The organism is Sphingobium sp. WCS2017Hpa-17 (genome assembly GCF_031843765.1).
Taxonomy (GTDB): domain Bacteria; phylum Pseudomonadota; class Alphaproteobacteria; order Sphingomonadales; family Sphingomonadaceae; genus Sphingobium.
Genome location: NZ_JAVTIV010000035.1, coordinates 14,170 through 30,800, shown reverse-complemented (window position 1 = coordinate 30,800; position 16,631 = coordinate 14,170). Strand labels below are relative to the sequence as shown.

Genomic DNA, 16,631 nt, shown 5'->3' with positions numbered 1-16,631 from the left:
TACGAGCAGGAATGGGTGTGGGACCGGCGGGATAAGGAGCGGACTAACGCACCACCATCGGACAAACCCGCGTCATAGCCACGGTGGCGAACTGAGCAGCTGCCCGCGCATTGTCGCAGGTGGCGAGATTGTGCGCGCAGCCGGTGAGCAGGAGAAGGGTGAGGGGGAGGAGGCGGGTCATGCGATCTGCTTCCAGATGGCGCAGGCGGCTATGACGAATCCGGCGATGAAGATCATGGCTTGGCCTCCACATTGACATCGCCGCTATCGGTCGAGGCAACCGGGGTGCGCGCGGAAGGGATGCGCAGGACGCCGATCAGGCCGCCAAGCACGGTGCCCAGCCCGAACGCCTCCAGCTTGCCGATCAGGACGCCGCCGTTCCATGTCGCGATCAGCATGGAGCCAAGGACGATCAGAACGATGGCGGCCAGAGTGCAGAGATAGACGACAGTTTGCTCACGGGAGGTCATGCCGACTTCCTCCGCGCATAAGCCGCTGCCAGCCGCTCGTCATACTTGTTGGCGCGGAAAGCGGTGCCGTTATAGCCCTTGGCGAAACCCGCCCAATCCCCCCGCTGGAGCGCGCCTTTCAGGCCATTGCCTGCCACGAACAGGGTGAAAGCATGCAACTGGTCACCCTCCGTCTGCGCCTGGCGCCATGCGAACGACCATGAATCGACTGCATCGCACACCGCGTAATTCTCGCCCAGGATCTGGAAGCCGCCATAGCTGGCCGACGCAAAGCCGGCATCAACGTCCAGCGCCACAGCATCGACCAGTTGCTGATACCGCGCCGCCTGCCCGCGCGGATAGAGCGCCTTGTTCCAGAAGCGCGACGACAGACTGGGGTGGCTGGCATTGTAGCGCTGACCCGTCGCCTTAGCGAAGCGGTGCGGCTCGAACAGGATGGTTGGCCGCCCGTCGATGAACGGCGAGCCGCTGCTTTCGACCTCGTAGACGGCCCATATCTTGGCAGGCTCGACGCCAAGGTGGGACGCGGCCTGCGCAACGTCATGGTCGGTCAGGGGATAGTCCGGCCCGCTGGTCAGGGCGGCGATCACCGCGCCTTTGCTTTTCGGACCGAACAGGCCGTCGATCGCGCCGTCGTAGTGGCCCAGCGCGGCGAGACGCTGCTGGAGTTGTTTGTGGTTCATCATTCGCCCCCCTTCGGCAATTTCCGAGGCGTCAGGCCCCGCGTCGTTTTCCCGATCGTGTCCACCGTGGTCAGAGAGATCGCCATCTGTGTCCCGCCTGTTATGGCCGCACACACATTCGCCAGTTCATGAGCGGCAAGGCGCACTGAGCGGATGGCTTTGATGCTCTCCTGCCGATTCATTTTCCGATCCTCTGCTCAAGATGCTGGATCGTGACCGTCAGGGCGGAGAGAGCGGCGGCTAGGGCCTTGTCGCTTTCCGTGCGCTCGCGCTCCACCTGATGGCGCTCGTCGTCCTTTCTCGTCTCCCGCCACATCAGGTAGCCGATGAAGATTCCGAGGGGGCCGAACTGACCCAGCAATGTCCAAAGTTCAGCGTTCACGTTACCCCCATGTTCATGCCGGCGCCCCCGCTCGCATCGTCAGAAACTGTTGCTGTAAAACGGCGACATCAGCACCGATGGCGGCAAAGGCTGCGCGCCGGTAAGGTGCGTGTAGAGGCCGACATAGGCGAACTTGCGCGGCACCATCAGGAAGCGCCCGTCCAGAAGCGGGATGCAGCCGGTGAAGCGCTCCACAATGCCATCCACTGGCATGTCCGGCCCGTCGAAGACCTGACCCAAAGGCTGACCCAGCGAAGGTGGGCGATAATAGCCGACTTTGGGCCGTCCATAGGGCGCGAAGACAACATCGCCGTTCGCCGCCAGCGCGCCGCCCCAGAATTTGTTGGTGACGTTGTTTGGCCAGCTCGCGGTCCCGGTCACGATCGGGTTCGCCAGATCGTTGCGGTTGCGGAAGTCGAACAGGAACACGCGCGCCATGTCGGTCGGAACGCAGGCAAGGCGGCCATCTGCGATCGGCACGGCGTCGCGGGTTTCGGGATAGCTGATGTTGACCGGAATCACACTGTCGGTGGCCGGATCATACAGCAGCATGAAGCCGCCGGTGTCAGCCGATGGTGGGCAGAACACCATGCCGTTGGGCATAAGCTGCGCCCCGCCGCGTCCGGTCATTTCCGCGCCGGTCGTGACCGTGTTCGTGACCGGATCGTAGATCGCCACATGGGTTGCGGTGAGCGGCGCGATGAACACCTTGCCGTTCGGCATAACGCAGCCACCGGCGTATTTCAGGCCGCTTTCGGGCTTTGCGGGGCCGCGCGTGTAGGTGTTCGTGACCGGATTGTAGAGGCCGATGTAGAGCGAAGCATCAGGCGGCAGCACAACCAGCGTGTCGCTGACCGATATGGCCCCCAGGAACGCGGCTTTCTGCTCACCATGCGCCGGCCCCATGGTCAGAGTGTCGGTCAGGTGGTCGAAGATGAAGATATTATCGTTCGAGGAAGGCGACAGCAGCGCCTTGCCATTGCGCATCAGGCACCCGCCATAGAAGGCGCCGCCCGCACCATAGTTGACCCCATGCGCCGGGCCGTTGACATAGGACGGGGCGACCGTGGCACCTGCCGCGGCATTGGCCGCGATCACCGCATCGATGAAACGGCGATGGACCGCAAAAAGCGTGGTGTCGGCGCTGTAATTCTCAATGCGCTGCATCTTACTGGTCCTCGATCATGCGATAGATGGGGATGGCGGTGCCGGCGATGAGGGCGGCTTCGGACACCTTGACCATGATGATTTGCTTGGCGCTGTCCCGGCCGCCATCATAGATGACGTAGATATTGTCGCCGTCGCACCAGATGCTGGGATAGCTGGTGGACACGCCGGTCATCTGGTCGATCAGCACCGATTGCAGGATGGCGGTGGCGTCGTCGTTCAGGACGGCTAGCGTCATGCTGGTGCGCTGGGAGGGGTGGTTGTTGAACGCGACCAGCGGCCTGCCGTTGGCAGACATGACCATGGCAGCGCGCGTCGTCGGATTCGGCGGCAGCGCGGCAAAGTCAGCCAGCGGGCCAAAGTTGTTCGGCTCGCCATCGGGGGACCGCGATATCTGGGCCGACCGGATCGGTGCGGAACCGGGTGTCCGCGTCCTGAACATCGTCAGCAGCGAGCCGTCGCGCAACTGGACCGTGCTGCTTTCCTGATAGCTGGCGAACGCCGCGCTGTTCGGGATGTGGCCCAGCTTCTCAGCCGATCGCGTGCGTGTGTCGATCTCGAATATCGACTTGCCGCGCCATGCCGAGATAGGGCCGGGCGCGGGCAGGCCGGAGGTGGCGTTCTCGACCAGATCCACGTTCACCAGAAAGCGGTCATCCACCCACACCGGGCGACCGGGGATGCCATAGGTCGAAACCTGCCACGCCCGCCCACATCGCGGCTTGGCGCCCATTTCGCTGTTGATCGGCAGGTTCCAGACGCCATGCCGATCATCACCGCCGGCGATGCCGGGGAACGCATAGTTCATCGAAAAAATCAGTTGCAGCTTGCCATATTGATCAACCCAAAGCTGCGGCATCATCGTCCGCGCGATCGTCGGCTCCGGGTGCAGCACGTAAGCGAACTCGGTCTTGGTCAGGCCTTCGTCATCCGAATAGGCGAGGATGATGAAGTTGCCGGCGCCCTCTTCGGGATGGACCGCATCGCCGCACCACGCGAAGAACAGGCGGTTGCCGATCTTGCAGACAGACGGGATCAGGATATAGACGCGCGTCGCCAGTTCCGGGGCCTGATCCGGATACTTCACCACCGGGCTAAGGATGCACTGAGGCGGCGGCACCTGCTCAGGCAGATAGCTATGCTGACCGGTGTACCAGCCCGGCTTGTTCATGATGCCAAGCGACCCGCGCGACCGCCGCCAGAGCGTGCCATCGGTCTGCGGGACCGGCATGACCTGACCGACATACAGGCAGCTATTGAGGCCGTCGAAGCCCAGCAGCAGCACGCCGTTGGAGCCGTAAATCTCCTGCGTCGTGGACAGGCTGACCGTCTGCGGCTGATCGACGGTTTCAGTCTGAGGCGCCGCGCCACCGATCGTCAGGCGTTGCGTGATGCTGGTCGGACCGAAGAGGTCCACGCTGTTGCTGAACGTCTGGCCGTAGCTGTTCGTCTGGCGCTTGTTCAGCGTGTCGGTGGTCGCGAAGACGCCATCGGCATCGATGTCTTGGCCGGCATCTGCGTTGTCCGGATCGTAGACGCGGTAGTGCGGGCCGCCGGTCAGGTCGGCGAAGTTGGGGAGGGGGGCGGCGCTCCCGCGATAGGCCGCCTCAGCGCCGCGCGCAGCGGAGGGGGCGACCGCATCATACGCCGCCTTGTTCGGGAACGTGTCGATATAGACCGCCGCGTTGGACACCTTGCGATAGGTGACGACGAACGCATTGGTCAGCCCCACGGCGGACCCATAGACGTCGAAAGGTTCACCCTCCGCCGTTCCGGCGAGGCCCGCAGAAATGGAGGTGTACGGACGCCCATTGACCATCGCCTGCGCGGCCGAGGACGCAGCTAGCAGGGCAAATTCCTGGGCCGATCCCGACGATTCCGCCGAATTGACGGCATAGACGCGCGACTGAGTTTGGGCCTGAAACGCCAGCGCCCGCTCCGAAGCGGCCATGCGCGCAGCGTCCTGCGCCTCATCCTTCGCCTGATCGGCCTGAGCCAAAAGGGGCTGGACAGCCGCTACACCAGCAGCGGCGCCGGCCACAGCGCCAGCTTCTCCACCCGCGCTTCCGGCCGCGTTTTGCGCGGCCAAAACAGCCGCTTCCAGCAGCCCGATCGCAGTCGCCCGCACAGACGGCTGCATCGTGGCCTGATCGCCCCATGCGCCAATAACGGCCATCAGATGTCCTCCGTCACAGGTTCATTGATGCGGATCAGGAGAGGGTCGCCATGCTTCACGGTGCCATCAACCATCTGCATACGGACCTGCGTTGCGTACAGGTCAGGCTCCAGCATCGCGGATTGCTCAGCCGACAACCCGACATACCAGCCGGTAGCTTCCGCGATCGGCGCGAAAGCCATGGCATCCGTGAATGGCCAATCTGGCGGCACGATGGGCTGATCCGGGTTGATCGCGAATTTGATGACCGCCGAAACCGCCCCGATTTCATCGAAGCCCTCAATGATGAGATACGGCACCGCGATCGTGTCGCCGCGATTGAAGATCCATTCAGCGCTCACCGGCCGATCGCCCGCCAGTCAACAGCCAGCGGAGTGGCCGCCGCGCCGGAAAGAACCGCCTGCTGGATGATGGTGAAACTGTCGGCGGTATATCCGACAATCTGAGCCCACATGTCGTAATTTTCGCCGGGCGCGGCGGCCGGGTTTACGGTGGTGAGCTGCAAGTTTTCACACCCCATTGGGAATGGTGTTGGAAACGCGATCGTCACCGCGCCGCCATTCTGCGAGATTGGGGAAGTTCTCCCCCACTGCTCAATCCGCCCATTAGGCAATTGCTCCCAGCGCCCGGTCGCGCCGACGCCAGATGGAGATGCTTCCGCCAAGGCATATGGGGTGACAACACGGTCACCCCGCGCCGGGCGTTCAAGCACCTCGGCAGGCGTGGCGCCAAGCCCAGCCATGAACCGCCAGTTCGTCGGGCCGGGCAGCGCCCCGATTCCGGGGTCTTCCATGTTGTTGTTGACGATGGAAACCCACGAACCGGTAGGGGCACTGGAAGCTCGCACTACCGCGCCAAGCGGGTACCCCCCTATAGCCGCGGCAAAATCGGCATCGAAATAGGCTGGCCCACCTGCCGCCTGCCATCTCGCCCAAGCGGACAGTTGGTTGAACAGGCCATTGAAGTCTGCACCATTCGGTGGGATGCCGCCCGCCGCAATCGGTGTGAACGTTTCAGGCGGAAAGCCGTCCTGCAAGCTGGCCGGCGCGTCCGTGTCACTGGCGGCGACATGGTTGGTCGGGATGACGCGCTTGTAGCCGGACCCGGCGCCATTCGCGAAGGGGATCGTAAATCGCCGGGGAAGATCGCTCAGGTTCATTGTGGGCCTTCAACAGAAGCGCGTTGCAATCGCGTAATCTATTGTCGGTCCTGTTGGTTGGCGGACGAAGGGCTACCTCCCCGTCAAAAGCGCCTCGATCTTGTCCATTCGGCGGCGCTGATATGCCGCCTCTACGGCAAAGCACTCCTCGTAGCGAAGGCCCCAGCGGTCGCCCGCCTCGCGTGCTTCCTGCATAACCTCCGTCTCGCCAGTGTCGAACTCTTCGACCTCGATGCGCGCCTTCTTGCCGCGTCCAATCTTCTTCTCCCGCTCGCCCATGACGGGTTGCCGGATTTCCTCTTGCTCCTCCCATTGGTCGTGGCAGACGAGGCCAAGGCGGATAGCGGCGCCTTCACCCATAACGCTGTCGATCGCGTCGCGGACATGCTGGGCAATCAGCCCCATGTGCCAGCGGGCATCCTCACCTTTTTCGGTGAAGGCGTCTAGGAAGCGATACTGCACCCACTCGACGCCACCCCATGCGTCCAGCAGTTCCTCGGGGATTGCACCTGCGTCGCGCTTGGTGCGCGCGTCTGAGGTGTTGATCGTGCCGGTTCCAGCATAGACGACGGACCAGCGCTGCGCCGACGTTCCCAGCGTCAGAGTGTTGTCGGCCGATGGCGCCAGAACCTGATAGCTTTCATTCAAGCCATATTGCAGGCGGAAGGCAGACACGATGCCGCTGGAGCCATCCCGACAGACATAGAAAGTCATCGTCGTCTGCTTGTTCGCTGCGGCCGGAGCTGCTGAGGTGAGCGTCGTGCGGATGCGTGACAGTTCGGTGAAGGCGCCGCCGACATAGCCATAGCTCGACCAGTCGCTGATGACGAAACCCGTGGTCAGATCGGTGCGCGCCGCGTAGGTGCCCAGCGCCGCATATGTCCGCAGGCTCGCAACGCTGCCGCCGTAGCTGTAAGACCGCACCGACCCCTGGCCGGCATCCGCATGGACTGCCGTAATGGTCGCCCCGCTGCCATAGAGGCAAAGGCCCTCGGTACCCGAAGCCACAAACGCACCGGCCGTGCTGTTGACGGTCAGATGCGCGCTGCCGTCCATCTGCTGCGCACCGCTGTTGCCCAAGGCGCCAAGCAGAGTGCGTCCAGCTGGACCATCCAAAGCCGCGCCTAAACTGATGCCGAAGGCGGAAAATCCTATCTTGAACGCATAAATCTCATCGAAATTAGCGTTGATCTTGGCACCGCCTTCCCGGAGCTTTTCGCCTGTCCGGTCGTTAGCCGCAGCGCCAAGGTAGATCGTTTGCTGAGCCATATCAGGCCTCGTCCCAGGAGTGATGAGTGGTATCGAGAGTGATGAAGGTGGAATCGAATGTCGCTTCCGACGCGACCGGAGCGACCACCGTGAATCTCACGCCGGCTGGACGAGGCAAGACATTCGCCTGCGTCACGATGGCATATTCAATCCGGCTGATCGGCGCGCCAAACACATAGGTAAGCGTCATGTCGCGGTTGTCTCGAACATAGACGTTCCCGGAGGTCGGAAAGAGTGCCATCAGGATCGCATTGATTGCCAGTATCGAGCCGTCTGTAATGTTTAGCGCCGCCTTGGCCATAATGACCCGGCGATAGGCAACATCGGTCAGGAGATAGTTGGGTGTGGCGCTGGAGCCGCCGTAGAATATACCCTCATCAAACGGGTAGGTGTCGCCCGCCTGCGAGAATCCAAGATATTCTTCATCTGGGACATACAGAGCGCGCCCAACGCCCACGATCCTACCCCAGATATCCAGCCCGAAGCCGGCCGCTGTGTCGATGTTCCAGACTATGTCGTAGAAGGTGTCAAAATCCTCCTGCCGGTCGATCGCGAGACTTAGCCGGTCGATCAGGTCGGTGAGGACAGGGCTGTTCGCATATTGGCTGAGCAGGGTTTGCGCGGGATCGAAGAAGCGGGCCACAGCGCTACACCAGCGCGACTGAGATGTGCCCGGGGTCGATCGTCGGCACTTGATCGATATCCACCGCCACTTCTGCCGACGTGGGGCTCGAGGCAATGCCTACAGTGATGGAGACGAGCTGCGCCCACGATCCCAACGCCGCGATCGGCGTGGCATAGCGCAGGGCAAATACCGTCCCGCCGATCCGCGCCCGCGCCCCGCCGTCATCGCCGTTGAACGCGGCCACGATCGCATCCTTCACCAGCGCCGCAGCGTTGGACGGGACTTGCGGCCCGTTGGCGATCGAGACGCCGAAGTAGATCGGGAGGGGGTCGGGCCGCTGAAACGTCACCGGATAGGAGGGAAGGGGCAGGCCGTAGCCTGAACTGTCGTCCACCACCGTGACGGTCGTGCTGCCATTGTAGCCGCAGCCGGGCGGCTTTTTGGTCCAGATAGCCTTGGCGACATTGGCGTTAGATCCGCCATAGGCGCAGACGTAGAGCGAATGGGCCGCCAAGGTGACGCCGCCGACCGTGACCGGTGCATTGGTCGGATTCTCGGTCACATAGGCATCGGTTACACCCGCCACGCTGAGAACCGCCCCACGCACCGCATCAAGCACGCTGCGAGCGTTCTGCGCGACCGAAGCGGACCGGCGCGTCTCGAACTCTGCGCGCGTTTCCTGCCCGCGCCCGATCACGCCATCGGATGGATTGCTGACAGAATCCCAGCCTTGGACTACACGGTAGATGACGTTGAGCGTTCCCGCAGGGCAAGCTACAGGCCCCGTCGCCGTCGATCGGAACACGACAGACACGGAGCCGGATATGCCGATGGTGGCGCTGGCCACGCTCTCATAGATGGTGCCGTCCGTGGCCTGCGCCAGTGAGCCGGCCGGGATCAGTGTCCCGGAACCGCCGACGCAGTTGCAGGTGACGACGGTGGCCTGCGCGCCAATGCGGGCGAGATAGTAGATTCGCCCGATCGCGTCCTGCATCCTACCGTCCGCGAAGGCCGGATCGACCTGATTGACAAATTGCAGGAACAGATCGTTATTGGCGCCAAGGATGGCGGCGAGAGAGGTAATAAGCTGACCCTGAGGCGTTGCCGGGCTTTCGTTCAGGATGCCCTCGAAAGCCGCCTGAAAGTCCGCCCACAAACCCGTTGAGATTGCGCTTTCGGTCGGAGCGGCCACGCCGGTTGCCGAAAAGATCGGGTGCGGGACATTACTCACAGGACCGTCACCCCTTGGCTGAACTGGATTTGCCCACCGATTTCGCGGTTGGTGATGCCGGTCAGGAAGACCGTGACATCAGAAACGCCGGGGACGAGGGAAGCGGCGGTGACAAGGCTCTCCTTGAGAACCTGCACAGGCTGCATCTGGCCCAAAACCTGTGAAGGATAGGGGATGCCGCGCGTGGTGTCATAATAGCACTCACCAAGGTAAACGCGGCATTCTGATGCCACGTCCTGCGACAGACTGTATGGCTCGGTCGCAACGGCGATATTGCCCTGCGCATCGGCGCATAGATCCCATGTGTCCCGATCGAGGAGCAGTGTGCCAGCCATGTAATCAGTTTAGACCGGGACGCCCGTTTCCCCGGAGCCTGCGCTGACGCCGCCATGCTTATGCGTCTTGAGCGATTTGCCATCCGCTATCACATCGTCGGAGGCCGTCAGCTTGCCGGTCAATTCTACATCGCCAATCATCTTGATCGGCTTGCCGCTGAGCGCCTGGATCATGATGCCGTCCGCGTCCATGCGAATGAACTGCTCAGGGGCGGCGTTCAGGAGAGGGAGGCCGCCGAAATAGATCCCGTCCGACCATGAATAGCGGCGACGGCTCGCGGGCAGGGCGGAGGCCTTGGTCGCTTTCACGCTGGAAATGTCGTTGTGGCAGAAGACGGCGACCCCGATATCATTCACTGCCGGGGCAACGATGACGCTGTTAGTCCCTCCTTGGACGGAGAAATAGGGCAGGCCGTGGATGGTGCTGTGGGGGATGCCTGTGTCTTTTCCGTCAATCTGATTGACCAGTGGGAGGACATCGACGCTCTGCCCTTCCACCGCTTTCACCTGAACCACGGTCGCCGTCGCCATTCCGTTCATCATCTGCTGGACGACGAACTTGAGGCGGGAAAGGTCGTCCAGCGCGGAGGTGATCCCGGCGAACCCTGTGCGGTTCGTCATGCGATATGACCCAGATAGCCGCACTCGATATCGGTCAGCCATTGTCCATTCGGCACTTCGGAATCGAGCTGATGCGCGAGAGAGGCGACCACCCATTGCCCGTTCGCTGGTTGCAACTGGCTTTCCATGATGATAGCGCGGCCAAAGACAATGTTCGGGTTATAGACCGTGGCAAAGCGGATGCCGCTCTGCGTGAAGGATGGATACCCGATCATGCCGGTGGATGGTGATATTTTCTCAACCTGCCCGTTGCGCGATCCATCCTTCGGCCAGACGGCCAGCATCTTCCGGTCCTCGTCAAAGTCGAAGGCGCAATTCACGTCTTCGCACATTTTGCTGATCTGCGCGCGGGCGTCGCCGGGGTAATAGGGGTTGAACAGCTTGCCTTGGACACCGCCATTCTCGAAACCATAGCCCATCTGCGCAGCAACGCCGGACAGGGCGAACGCCGCATCGACCGAACCTTTGTAGCTGGTGGGCGGTGAAATTTCGGACGTGTCGAACAGCGATGACAGGGCGAAGACGTGAAACATCACGTCGGGCGGTTCGCCAGCGTCCACCCAAGCCTCGAACACCGTCCCCTTGAAGCACACCGAGACGCCGCTTTCCTCGTCGCCTGCCATGATCGTGACGGTGTTCGCGCGGTACTCCTGCATCCCTAGCCGGTTCACGACGGTCAGCTTGTTCATGAGGTCTAGAGGCATGCCCCAGACGCGAATATCCGCCTCCATGACGTTGTATCCCGACTTCACGATGTTGACCGAGCAGCGTAGGCCGGACAGGTCCACCGTGTTGTTGCCGCCGGTGCCAAAGTCGCCTTGGCCAAGCTGAAACTTCAGATTGATGATGCGCTTTGCAAAGGCCATCACAAACCCCAGACTAGGACAAAACGCGAGCCAAGGCCGGTATAGTCGGGATCGCTCAACCCCTGCGTGTCGACAAAGCACAGGTCGCCGCTGAAGCCGCGGTAAGCGTCCCGGATCAGCCAAACACGATCACGGCACAGAACACCCGTCACCACTGGCTCATCGTTCAGGTAAAGGTCGAGATAGAGGCCTGTGCGCTTCTGATAGACCTGCACCCGCGCCGCTTGGTTAGCCAGGCTGATGGCGACGATCTGGGACGCGAGTGCGGCCAATGGGATGGTGGAAACAGGCGTCATTGCACGGACCCCGCATTGGCCGGCGGATCGGCCGGCTGAGCGGACCCATTGTTGTAAGGAGACACGCCGGCTGGGTCTTTAGACTTGGAGAATTCAGCCTTGGCGTTCTGCCGAATCTCGCGCAGGTGGATATCCACGATGATGAGGCCGGCGCCGCTCTCCTGCGACCGATCAACCTGCACCTCCGCAACATTGACGTTTCGATAGGTCTGCTCAGGGGTGGTGACGTTGTAGAGCTTGCGGTCGCCTCTGATTGCCTCGATTGCCCGAAGGAAGGAGACGCGCGCCGCGATGGTCCCGCCCTTGGTCATACGCACGGTAGCGTCGAAGGGGAGGGCGACCTTGTCGTAACTCTCAAATCCGCCCCGCTCGATCGGATAGTCTGCGATGCGATGCTCAGCCCGGTAGTTGAGGGCCACGACGTTGTCGGGCCATAGCGCGCGCCCACCGTCCGCCTTGAAGACGCCCCACTGACTGGCGGCAAGCTGGGACACGTCTGAACTGTCCGTTGAAAGCAATCCGACGCCTGCGATAACCTGCGTCGCCGCGCTGCGCATAACAGCCGGCACGCCGGTAGCGATCGGCACGTTCGGGAAGCGCGGGCCAGCCATCAGGGGCGTACTCGCTGATCAGTGTGGACGACCGCCGCACGTCCGCGCAGGTTCTGCACCTCGCGGGCGACCGCCTTGGGGTCGGATGCACGGGTGTAGATGTTGACGGTGCCGATGTTCATGGCGCGCTGCTGGTTCGACCATTCCTTGATGTATCCCGCGCCGCGCCGCATGTCGGATCGCCAATCACCCACATGCTCCCAATTCTTGCCCTGAGGGCGCATGAAATCGGTAATGTAGGCCCGCAGCGTCTCGGCGATGCCTTTCTGCGCCAACACCTTCTTGCCGCCGGGGTCGCCACCCGTAAGTTCATACCACATGAACTCCAACTGTTGCTTCATTGTCGGCTTCTTGCCGTATCGGCGGAACAGTTCGGACTTGCGCGAACCGAGCCACTGGCCAATCCCATAGGCCCCGCTGGTTGGGTTGCGCGCATTAGGGTTGCCGCCGCTTTCCGCTTGGATGCCCGCGCGGATTCCCAGCGCCTGCTTCCACGTCAGGCCCTTGTCCATCATGAACTTCATGATCGGATCAGCATGGACGCCTTTACCTGAAGCAGGGGCGGGGGCACTTGCCGCAGCCTGCTTAGCTCCACCGTCACCACCGCCGTCACGCCGCAGCCGGAACAGCCCGCCTCCAGTCAGCGGATCTTCCCAGATGGTGCCGGGCTTAGATGGCTCGCGAGGCCCATTGATGAGGCTGTCGATCCATTCAGCAAGGCGTGTGATCGGAGGCAGCAGTTTGTTCAGGGCCGGGACCAGCAGCTTGGAGATGCTGTTGTTCAGTTCGGCAAGCGATTGCTGGAGCTTCTCGGCCTCCTTTGCCTGCTTTTCCAATTCGTCGGTGTTGCGTTCATATTGGGCGAGCTGCTTCTTCACGTGATCGCCGCCCTGCATCAGGAAGTAGATCATGTTCTGAGATAGGCCCAACTGCTGTAGCTGGTTCGCGTAGCGCTCATTGCCCCATGGACGCGGGGCGCCTGCCAGCTTGGTCAGCAGTTCTCCTGGGTCGGACTTTTCAAGGTCTTGCGGCGTGATCCCCATGGCCTGAAGGATTTGCGCGCGGGGGCCACGGATGCCGAACTGCTGCCATTCCTGCTTGATGCCCTCCAGCGCTTGCAGGGAGGAATTGGCATCGCCGGGCTGGCCGCCGACCTCGCGCATCGCTGCCTGCCATGCCATCACTTTGGCGGTGGTCATGCCGATTGTCTGGCCCATACGATCGGCTGCGGCGGTTCCTGCCACCATATTGCCGATGAATCCGGTGATCGAACTCGCGCCCTGAAACGTCAGGAATAGGCCAAGCAGTTCCATACTGATCGAGCGGACGCCCTTGGCCGTATTGCGCGCGGCACCCTCGATTCCGTCGAACGCCTTCTTGGCCACATCGCGAGTTTGGTTCGAGGTGTCCTGAACGTCCTCAGCCTGTTTATCGAAGCCGGCCGCGTCAATCGCGAAGCTGACGACAAAGGCTTCCAGAATCCCAACCACTGCGCTACTCCCAAGGGCGTAACCTCAGAATAGGCCATGGAGGCTGGAGTGCGCATTTTGATCAAGGCCGCCTTGGTAATGAGCCTGTGTTTGCCTGCTGGCATGTCCTCCGCGCGGTCTTACCCACAAGCCAGCCCTGAACTGAAACGCCAGTGGCTCGCTATGAATGAAGAGTGCCGGGGTGGGCAACATGATCCCGACGATGATGTCTGCACCGCGCGCGACAACATCGGTGTCGAACTGGAACGTCGGGGAATCTGCTGGTCATATTCTGACTGGCGGGTGCTGCCCACGAAATATGGGTGGCACCCTTGCAGTCAGCCTGCACCAATGGGATGGAAGCCAGATTGATACTGCTTAGCGGAGGCGATCTGATCTTGTGACGATTGCCCACGCAGACAAGAATACCGAGCCGCTCACCGTTAGCGGGCCCCCGATAAGCCCCATACCCAACACTCGGCCGAATAGGTCGATATTATTTACACCGCTTTCCAGGACATATTCACCAAAGTGAATTTCTTTGGCTGAGTAAACAGCGACCGGGAAAAGAAGCGCTATGCCCAAGATGAGCATCGCGGCACCAATAAATCCCAAGAATCGAACCATTTTCGGATCATGACAGGTGATGCCGCCGAACGCAAATCACCCACCCCGCAATTCAGCCGCCTTCATCGCCCGCCGCTCATTCTCCCCGACGATGATGCTCACCTCCATGAGGTCGTAGCAATCCTCTAGCCCGTAGTAGCCTTGGAGTTCTTTGAGCGTGGCTTTACCGCTCGCGATGATCGACCCGCAGAGCGCCGGGACGTTGACGAATTCTGCCGGTTGGAAGTCAAGTGGTGGGCCGCTAACGTCGAGAGAGCGGCGGGAACGGAAAAACCCACATGCAGCTCCGCAACCTCCGCGCGCAAACGAAGCAGGGTGGCGAACTCTTCGATGTCGCCTTCGCCCTGCGAACCGCCACGCAGGATGGAGCGGGTGATCGGCATTTCGGTATTCGCTGGATCGCGGCGCGACAGGTCGGGAATGATGGACACGCAGCCCATCATTTCGTCCATCAACGGCTCAGCGTCGTCTGGCGTCAGGCGGGAGAGGGACGTGATCCCGGCCGCCATGATCCCGACCACGCCAGCGGTCAGGGCATCGTCTGGGATATCGACGCCAGCCTTACCCAGCGCGAGCAGCAGGCGCATCGCCCACCGCTCCTGATCCCAGGCGCTCTTTTCGAGGATGAGAAAGGACTTCCCCCGATCGCGGCCTTCCGCCTCGATGGTGACGATCTTCTGCTTACGGGACATGCTCGCTCCTTACGACAGCCACGGCGACGGCGAGACACGCTCCCACGTGATCGCGTAGCGCTGCGGCTGCACCGTGTTGCGCAGGCTCGGCATGGCCGGGTAGGAGGTCAGGAAGCCGCGTGTCAGCGTGTATTTGCGCTGGGTCGCCGGGATGATGAGCAGGCCGGATGCCTCATAGGCTTCGCGCACCACCTTCTCAGCCTCTGCCCAATTCTCGAACAGGTCGTTCGACAAGCTGTCCGCTTGCAGGGTGATGTTCTGCACCACAGCCTGCGGGACGAACCCAGCCGACAGGCGACCGTCCAAACCCATGGAGGTCTGCTTGGGGCTGATGGCGTCGGAGCCTGAGATATCGTCCGCCGAATAGCCCTGGATGCGCTGGGGAGAGGCATAGAGGCCCGCCACCGAAAGCATGATGATCGAGTTGGCGGAGGTCAGGGTGCGCGTGTTCATGGCTCAGGCCTCCTTACTGGACCGCGATGGAATTGAGGGTGATCTTCTGAACGGACTGGCCATCGGTGTACCAGAGGAAGATCGGCGGAGAACCGCGCGCGGCGCGGACCTGCGGGGTGGCGTCCTGCACCTTGATATACCAGCCCCGCTTCTCCACGATGCTGGCCACGTCACCGCCGGCCGCGTTGTTGATCTGCGTCTTCTGAAGGTTGCTCAGCGACACGCCGGCCCGGATCGCGCCGAAGTTCAGGGCGCTCTCCACCGGGTCGGACATCGCCGCCTCGATCAGCGCGTAGCCGTCCGCATTATACGGGATCTGGCCGATGGAGGTCAGGAGCGTCATCAGCGCCAGTTGCAGCGCATTATTGAGCCACACCTGCGACACCCAGCTGTCTATCCAAGCGAAATCGCCGCTGATCTGACCTGGGTAAAGGAACACGAAGCCATCGTTCGCGGTGGCATAGGCACCGACGAAATTATAGCCATTGGCAATGAGATTGTCGCCCGCCGTCTGATTGGTGACGCCCGCGACCACATTGCCTTCTCGGAAGGCCATGGTGGCACGGCCATTGAGCGCACCCGTATCGAGCGAGGCGATATAGCCCAGCAGGGCGGCGGCCACATTCGCGCCATTCGCTGGATCGTAAACGGGGGCAACCGAGCCATAGCCCGCCGCCTTGACCTTCGGGCCGATCGTGGTCGCGTCCGCCGTGTTGGTCGCCGCCGCCGTGTTCGTGTGCGGGACATAGGCGAAGCGATTGGCTTTCGCGTGCGCCCAGGAGGCGAACAGCAGCTTGATATCGTCAGTCGGCTCCCATGTCGTCATGAACGAGACAAAGTCCTGCGTCTGTGCCACGACCGCGTCCATGACAGAACCCGCATCCTGAATGGCGCTGCCCTGCGACGTGACCGCGCCAGTCGCTGCGGTGAGCTTCAGGCCGGCGGAAAGAGTGCCGGACGCAAAGCCGATCGTCGCACTGGTCCCCGTGGTAGAGGTGGTGAATACGAACGCGCCGGACAGGCTGTCATAGGCGACGGTGAAGCCCGGCGACGTGAAGGCGGCCTGGATAACGGATGCGGCATTGGTGAAGCTCGTCACCGCCGACAGGTCGATGGAGGTCGAGGTTTTGTTGGAGCCTGCAACGCTGATCGTCAGCACCCCGCTCAGGGCCTTCAACTGATCGAGCGTCAAACCCAACTTGCCCCCGCGCAGATAGGCCGCCACGGAGGCATTGGCAGCGCGGGCCAGCCACAGCTTGGCGGGCTTCACCGTGGAGCCGTCATAGCCAAGGAAATAGGTCGTCGCCAGATTGGCCTCATCCGACTGCGCGCCGAAATATGTCGCCACATCGGCGGGGCTGCTGAAGGCCAGCACGGCGCCGACCGGGAGCTGCGTGTTCGGGGTCACGATAAGGCCGACAAGATCAAGCCCGGTGCCGCCAGCGCTCAGGACGTTCGGGATGATATTGACGATCGCGGACGCCGGGATGCTCGCCATG

At 62.1% G+C, this 16,631-nt stretch carries 19 protein-coding genes; all 19 read right to left on the bottom strand.

What is annotated here, in order from left to right:
* Positions 1-233: 233 nt before the first annotated feature.
* Entirely contained in the window at positions 234-470 is a 237-nt protein-coding gene (locus RQH62_RS23635; protein WP_311271101.1) for a hypothetical protein, read from the bottom strand.
* Positions 467-1,156, bottom strand: coding sequence for an N-acetylmuramidase family protein (locus tag RQH62_RS23630; protein WP_311271100.1), 690 nt, complete (start codon positions 1,154-1,156; stop codon positions 467-469). Before RQH62_RS23630 ends, RQH62_RS23635 begins: the two co-directional genes overlap by 4 nt.
* 175 nt (positions 1,157-1,331) lie before the next feature.
* Complete coding sequence (locus RQH62_RS23625) at positions 1,332-1,535, bottom strand: hypothetical protein (protein WP_311271099.1); 204 nt, start codon at positions 1,533-1,535, stop codon at positions 1,332-1,334.
* A 39-nt stretch (positions 1,536-1,574) separates the two neighbouring features.
* On the bottom strand, positions 1,575-2,702 hold the full coding sequence (locus RQH62_RS23620; RefSeq protein WP_311271098.1) for a hypothetical protein: 1,128 nt from the start codon (positions 2,700-2,702) through the stop codon (positions 1,575-1,577).
* Position 2,703: 1 nt separating this feature from the next.
* A complete protein-coding gene (locus RQH62_RS23615; protein WP_311271097.1) occupies positions 2,704-4,878 on the bottom strand; it encodes a sialidase family protein in 2,175 nt (724 codons plus the stop codon).
* Positions 4,878-5,219 (bottom strand): hypothetical protein, encoded by a 342-nt coding sequence (locus RQH62_RS23610; RefSeq protein ID WP_311271096.1) that lies wholly within the window; start codon positions 5,217-5,219, stop codon positions 4,878-4,880. The genes RQH62_RS23615 and RQH62_RS23610 overlap by 1 nt, the downstream gene beginning before the upstream one ends.
* Entirely contained in the window at positions 5,216-6,037 is an 822-nt protein-coding gene (locus RQH62_RS23605) for a hypothetical protein (RefSeq protein ID WP_311271095.1), read from the bottom strand. Before RQH62_RS23605 ends, RQH62_RS23610 begins: the two co-directional genes overlap by 4 nt.
* 72 nt (positions 6,038-6,109) lie before the next feature.
* A complete protein-coding gene (locus RQH62_RS23600) occupies positions 6,110-7,306 on the bottom strand; it encodes a tail fiber domain-containing protein (RefSeq protein WP_311271094.1) in 1,197 nt (398 codons plus the stop codon).
* Position 7,307: 1 nt separating this feature from the next.
* A complete protein-coding gene (locus RQH62_RS23595; RefSeq protein ID WP_311271093.1) occupies positions 7,308-7,949 on the bottom strand; it encodes a DUF2612 domain-containing protein in 642 nt (213 codons plus the stop codon).
* A gap of 4 nt (positions 7,950-7,953) precedes the next feature.
* Positions 7,954-9,162 carry a baseplate J/gp47 family protein gene (locus tag RQH62_RS23590; RefSeq protein WP_311271092.1) on the bottom strand — a complete coding sequence of 403 codons (1,209 nt, stop codon included), beginning with the start codon at positions 9,160-9,162 and terminating at the stop codon, positions 7,954-7,956.
* Positions 9,159-9,497, bottom strand: coding sequence for a hypothetical protein (locus RQH62_RS23585; RefSeq protein ID WP_311271091.1), 339 nt, complete (start codon positions 9,495-9,497; stop codon positions 9,159-9,161). Before RQH62_RS23585 ends, RQH62_RS23590 begins: the two co-directional genes overlap by 4 nt.
* Before the next feature lie 9 nt (positions 9,498-9,506).
* Positions 9,507-10,118, bottom strand: coding sequence for a hypothetical protein (locus RQH62_RS23580; RefSeq protein ID WP_311271090.1), 612 nt, complete (start codon positions 10,116-10,118; stop codon positions 9,507-9,509).
* On the bottom strand, positions 10,115-10,984 hold the full coding sequence (locus RQH62_RS23575; protein WP_311271089.1) for a baseplate hub protein: 870 nt from the start codon (positions 10,982-10,984) through the stop codon (positions 10,115-10,117). Before RQH62_RS23575 ends, RQH62_RS23580 begins: the two co-directional genes overlap by 4 nt.
* Positions 10,984-11,280 (bottom strand): phage baseplate plug protein, encoded by a 297-nt coding sequence (locus RQH62_RS23570; protein WP_311271088.1) that lies wholly within the window; start codon positions 11,278-11,280, stop codon positions 10,984-10,986. The genes RQH62_RS23575 and RQH62_RS23570 overlap by 1 nt, the downstream gene beginning before the upstream one ends.
* Positions 11,277-11,891, bottom strand: a complete 615-nt coding sequence (locus RQH62_RS23565) for a phage baseplate protein (protein WP_311271087.1) — start codon at positions 11,889-11,891, stop codon at positions 11,277-11,279. The genes RQH62_RS23570 and RQH62_RS23565 overlap by 4 nt, the downstream gene beginning before the upstream one ends.
* Positions 11,891-13,381, bottom strand: a complete 1,491-nt coding sequence (locus RQH62_RS23560) for a phage tail tip lysozyme (protein ID WP_311271086.1) — start codon at positions 13,379-13,381, stop codon at positions 11,891-11,893. The genes RQH62_RS23565 and RQH62_RS23560 overlap by 1 nt, the downstream gene beginning before the upstream one ends.
* Positions 13,382-14,112: 731 nt before the next feature.
* Positions 14,113-14,679: a hypothetical protein gene (locus tag RQH62_RS23555; protein WP_311271085.1), complete on the bottom strand. Its 567-nt coding sequence runs from the start codon at positions 14,677-14,679 to the stop codon at positions 14,113-14,115.
* Between the two features lie 9 nt (positions 14,680-14,688).
* A complete protein-coding gene (locus RQH62_RS23550) occupies positions 14,689-15,132 on the bottom strand; it encodes a phage tail fiber protein (RefSeq protein WP_311271084.1) in 444 nt (147 codons plus the stop codon).
* Positions 15,133-15,145: 13 nt separating this feature from the next.
* On the bottom strand, positions 15,146-16,630 hold the full coding sequence (locus tag RQH62_RS23545; RefSeq protein ID WP_311271083.1) for a DUF3383 domain-containing protein: 1,485 nt from the start codon (positions 16,628-16,630) through the stop codon (positions 15,146-15,148).
* Position 16,631 lies beyond the last annotated feature (1 nt).

Coding starts and splice junctions, on each gene's coding strand:
- RQH62_RS23630 (WP_311271100.1), bottom strand. CDS start 1,156: ATGATGAACCACAAACAACTCCAGCAGCGTCTCGCCGCGCTGGGCCAC.
- RQH62_RS23565 (WP_311271087.1), bottom strand. CDS start 11,891: ATGGCTGGCCCGCGCTTCCCGAACGTGCCGATCGCTACCGGCGTGCCG.
- RQH62_RS23550 (WP_311271084.1), bottom strand. CDS start 15,132: ATGAACACGCGCACCCTGACCTCCGCCAACTCGATCATCATGCTTTCG.
- RQH62_RS23600 (WP_311271094.1), bottom strand. CDS start 7,306: ATGGCTCAGCAAACGATCTACCTTGGCGCTGCGGCTAACGACCGGACA.
- RQH62_RS23570 (WP_311271088.1), bottom strand. CDS start 11,280: ATGACGCCTGTTTCCACCATCCCATTGGCCGCACTCGCGTCCCAGATC.
- RQH62_RS23545 (WP_311271083.1), bottom strand. CDS start 16,630: ATGGCGAGCATCCCGGCGTCCGCGATCGTCAATATCATCCCGAACGTC.
- RQH62_RS23585 (WP_311271091.1), bottom strand. CDS start 9,497: ATGGCTGGCACACTGCTCCTCGATCGGGACACATGGGATCTATGCGCC.
- RQH62_RS23580 (WP_311271090.1), bottom strand. CDS start 10,118: ATGACGAACCGCACAGGGTTCGCCGGGATCACCTCCGCGCTGGACGAC.
- RQH62_RS23555 (WP_311271085.1), bottom strand. CDS start 14,679: ATGTCCCGTAAGCAGAAGATCGTCACCATCGAGGCGGAAGGCCGCGAT.
- RQH62_RS23615 (WP_311271097.1), bottom strand. CDS start 4,878: ATGGCCGTTATTGGCGCATGGGGCGATCAGGCCACGATGCAGCCGTCT.
- RQH62_RS23575 (WP_311271089.1), bottom strand. CDS start 10,984: ATGGCCTTTGCAAAGCGCATCATCAATCTGAAGTTTCAGCTTGGCCAA.
- RQH62_RS23635 (WP_311271101.1), bottom strand. CDS start 470: ATGACCTCCCGTGAGCAAACTGTCGTCTATCTCTGCACTCTGGCCGCC.
- RQH62_RS23620 (WP_311271098.1), bottom strand. CDS start 2,702: ATGCAGCGCATTGAGAATTACAGCGCCGACACCACGCTTTTTGCGGTC.
- RQH62_RS23605 (WP_311271095.1), bottom strand. CDS start 6,037: ATGAACCTGAGCGATCTTCCCCGGCGATTTACGATCCCCTTCGCGAAT.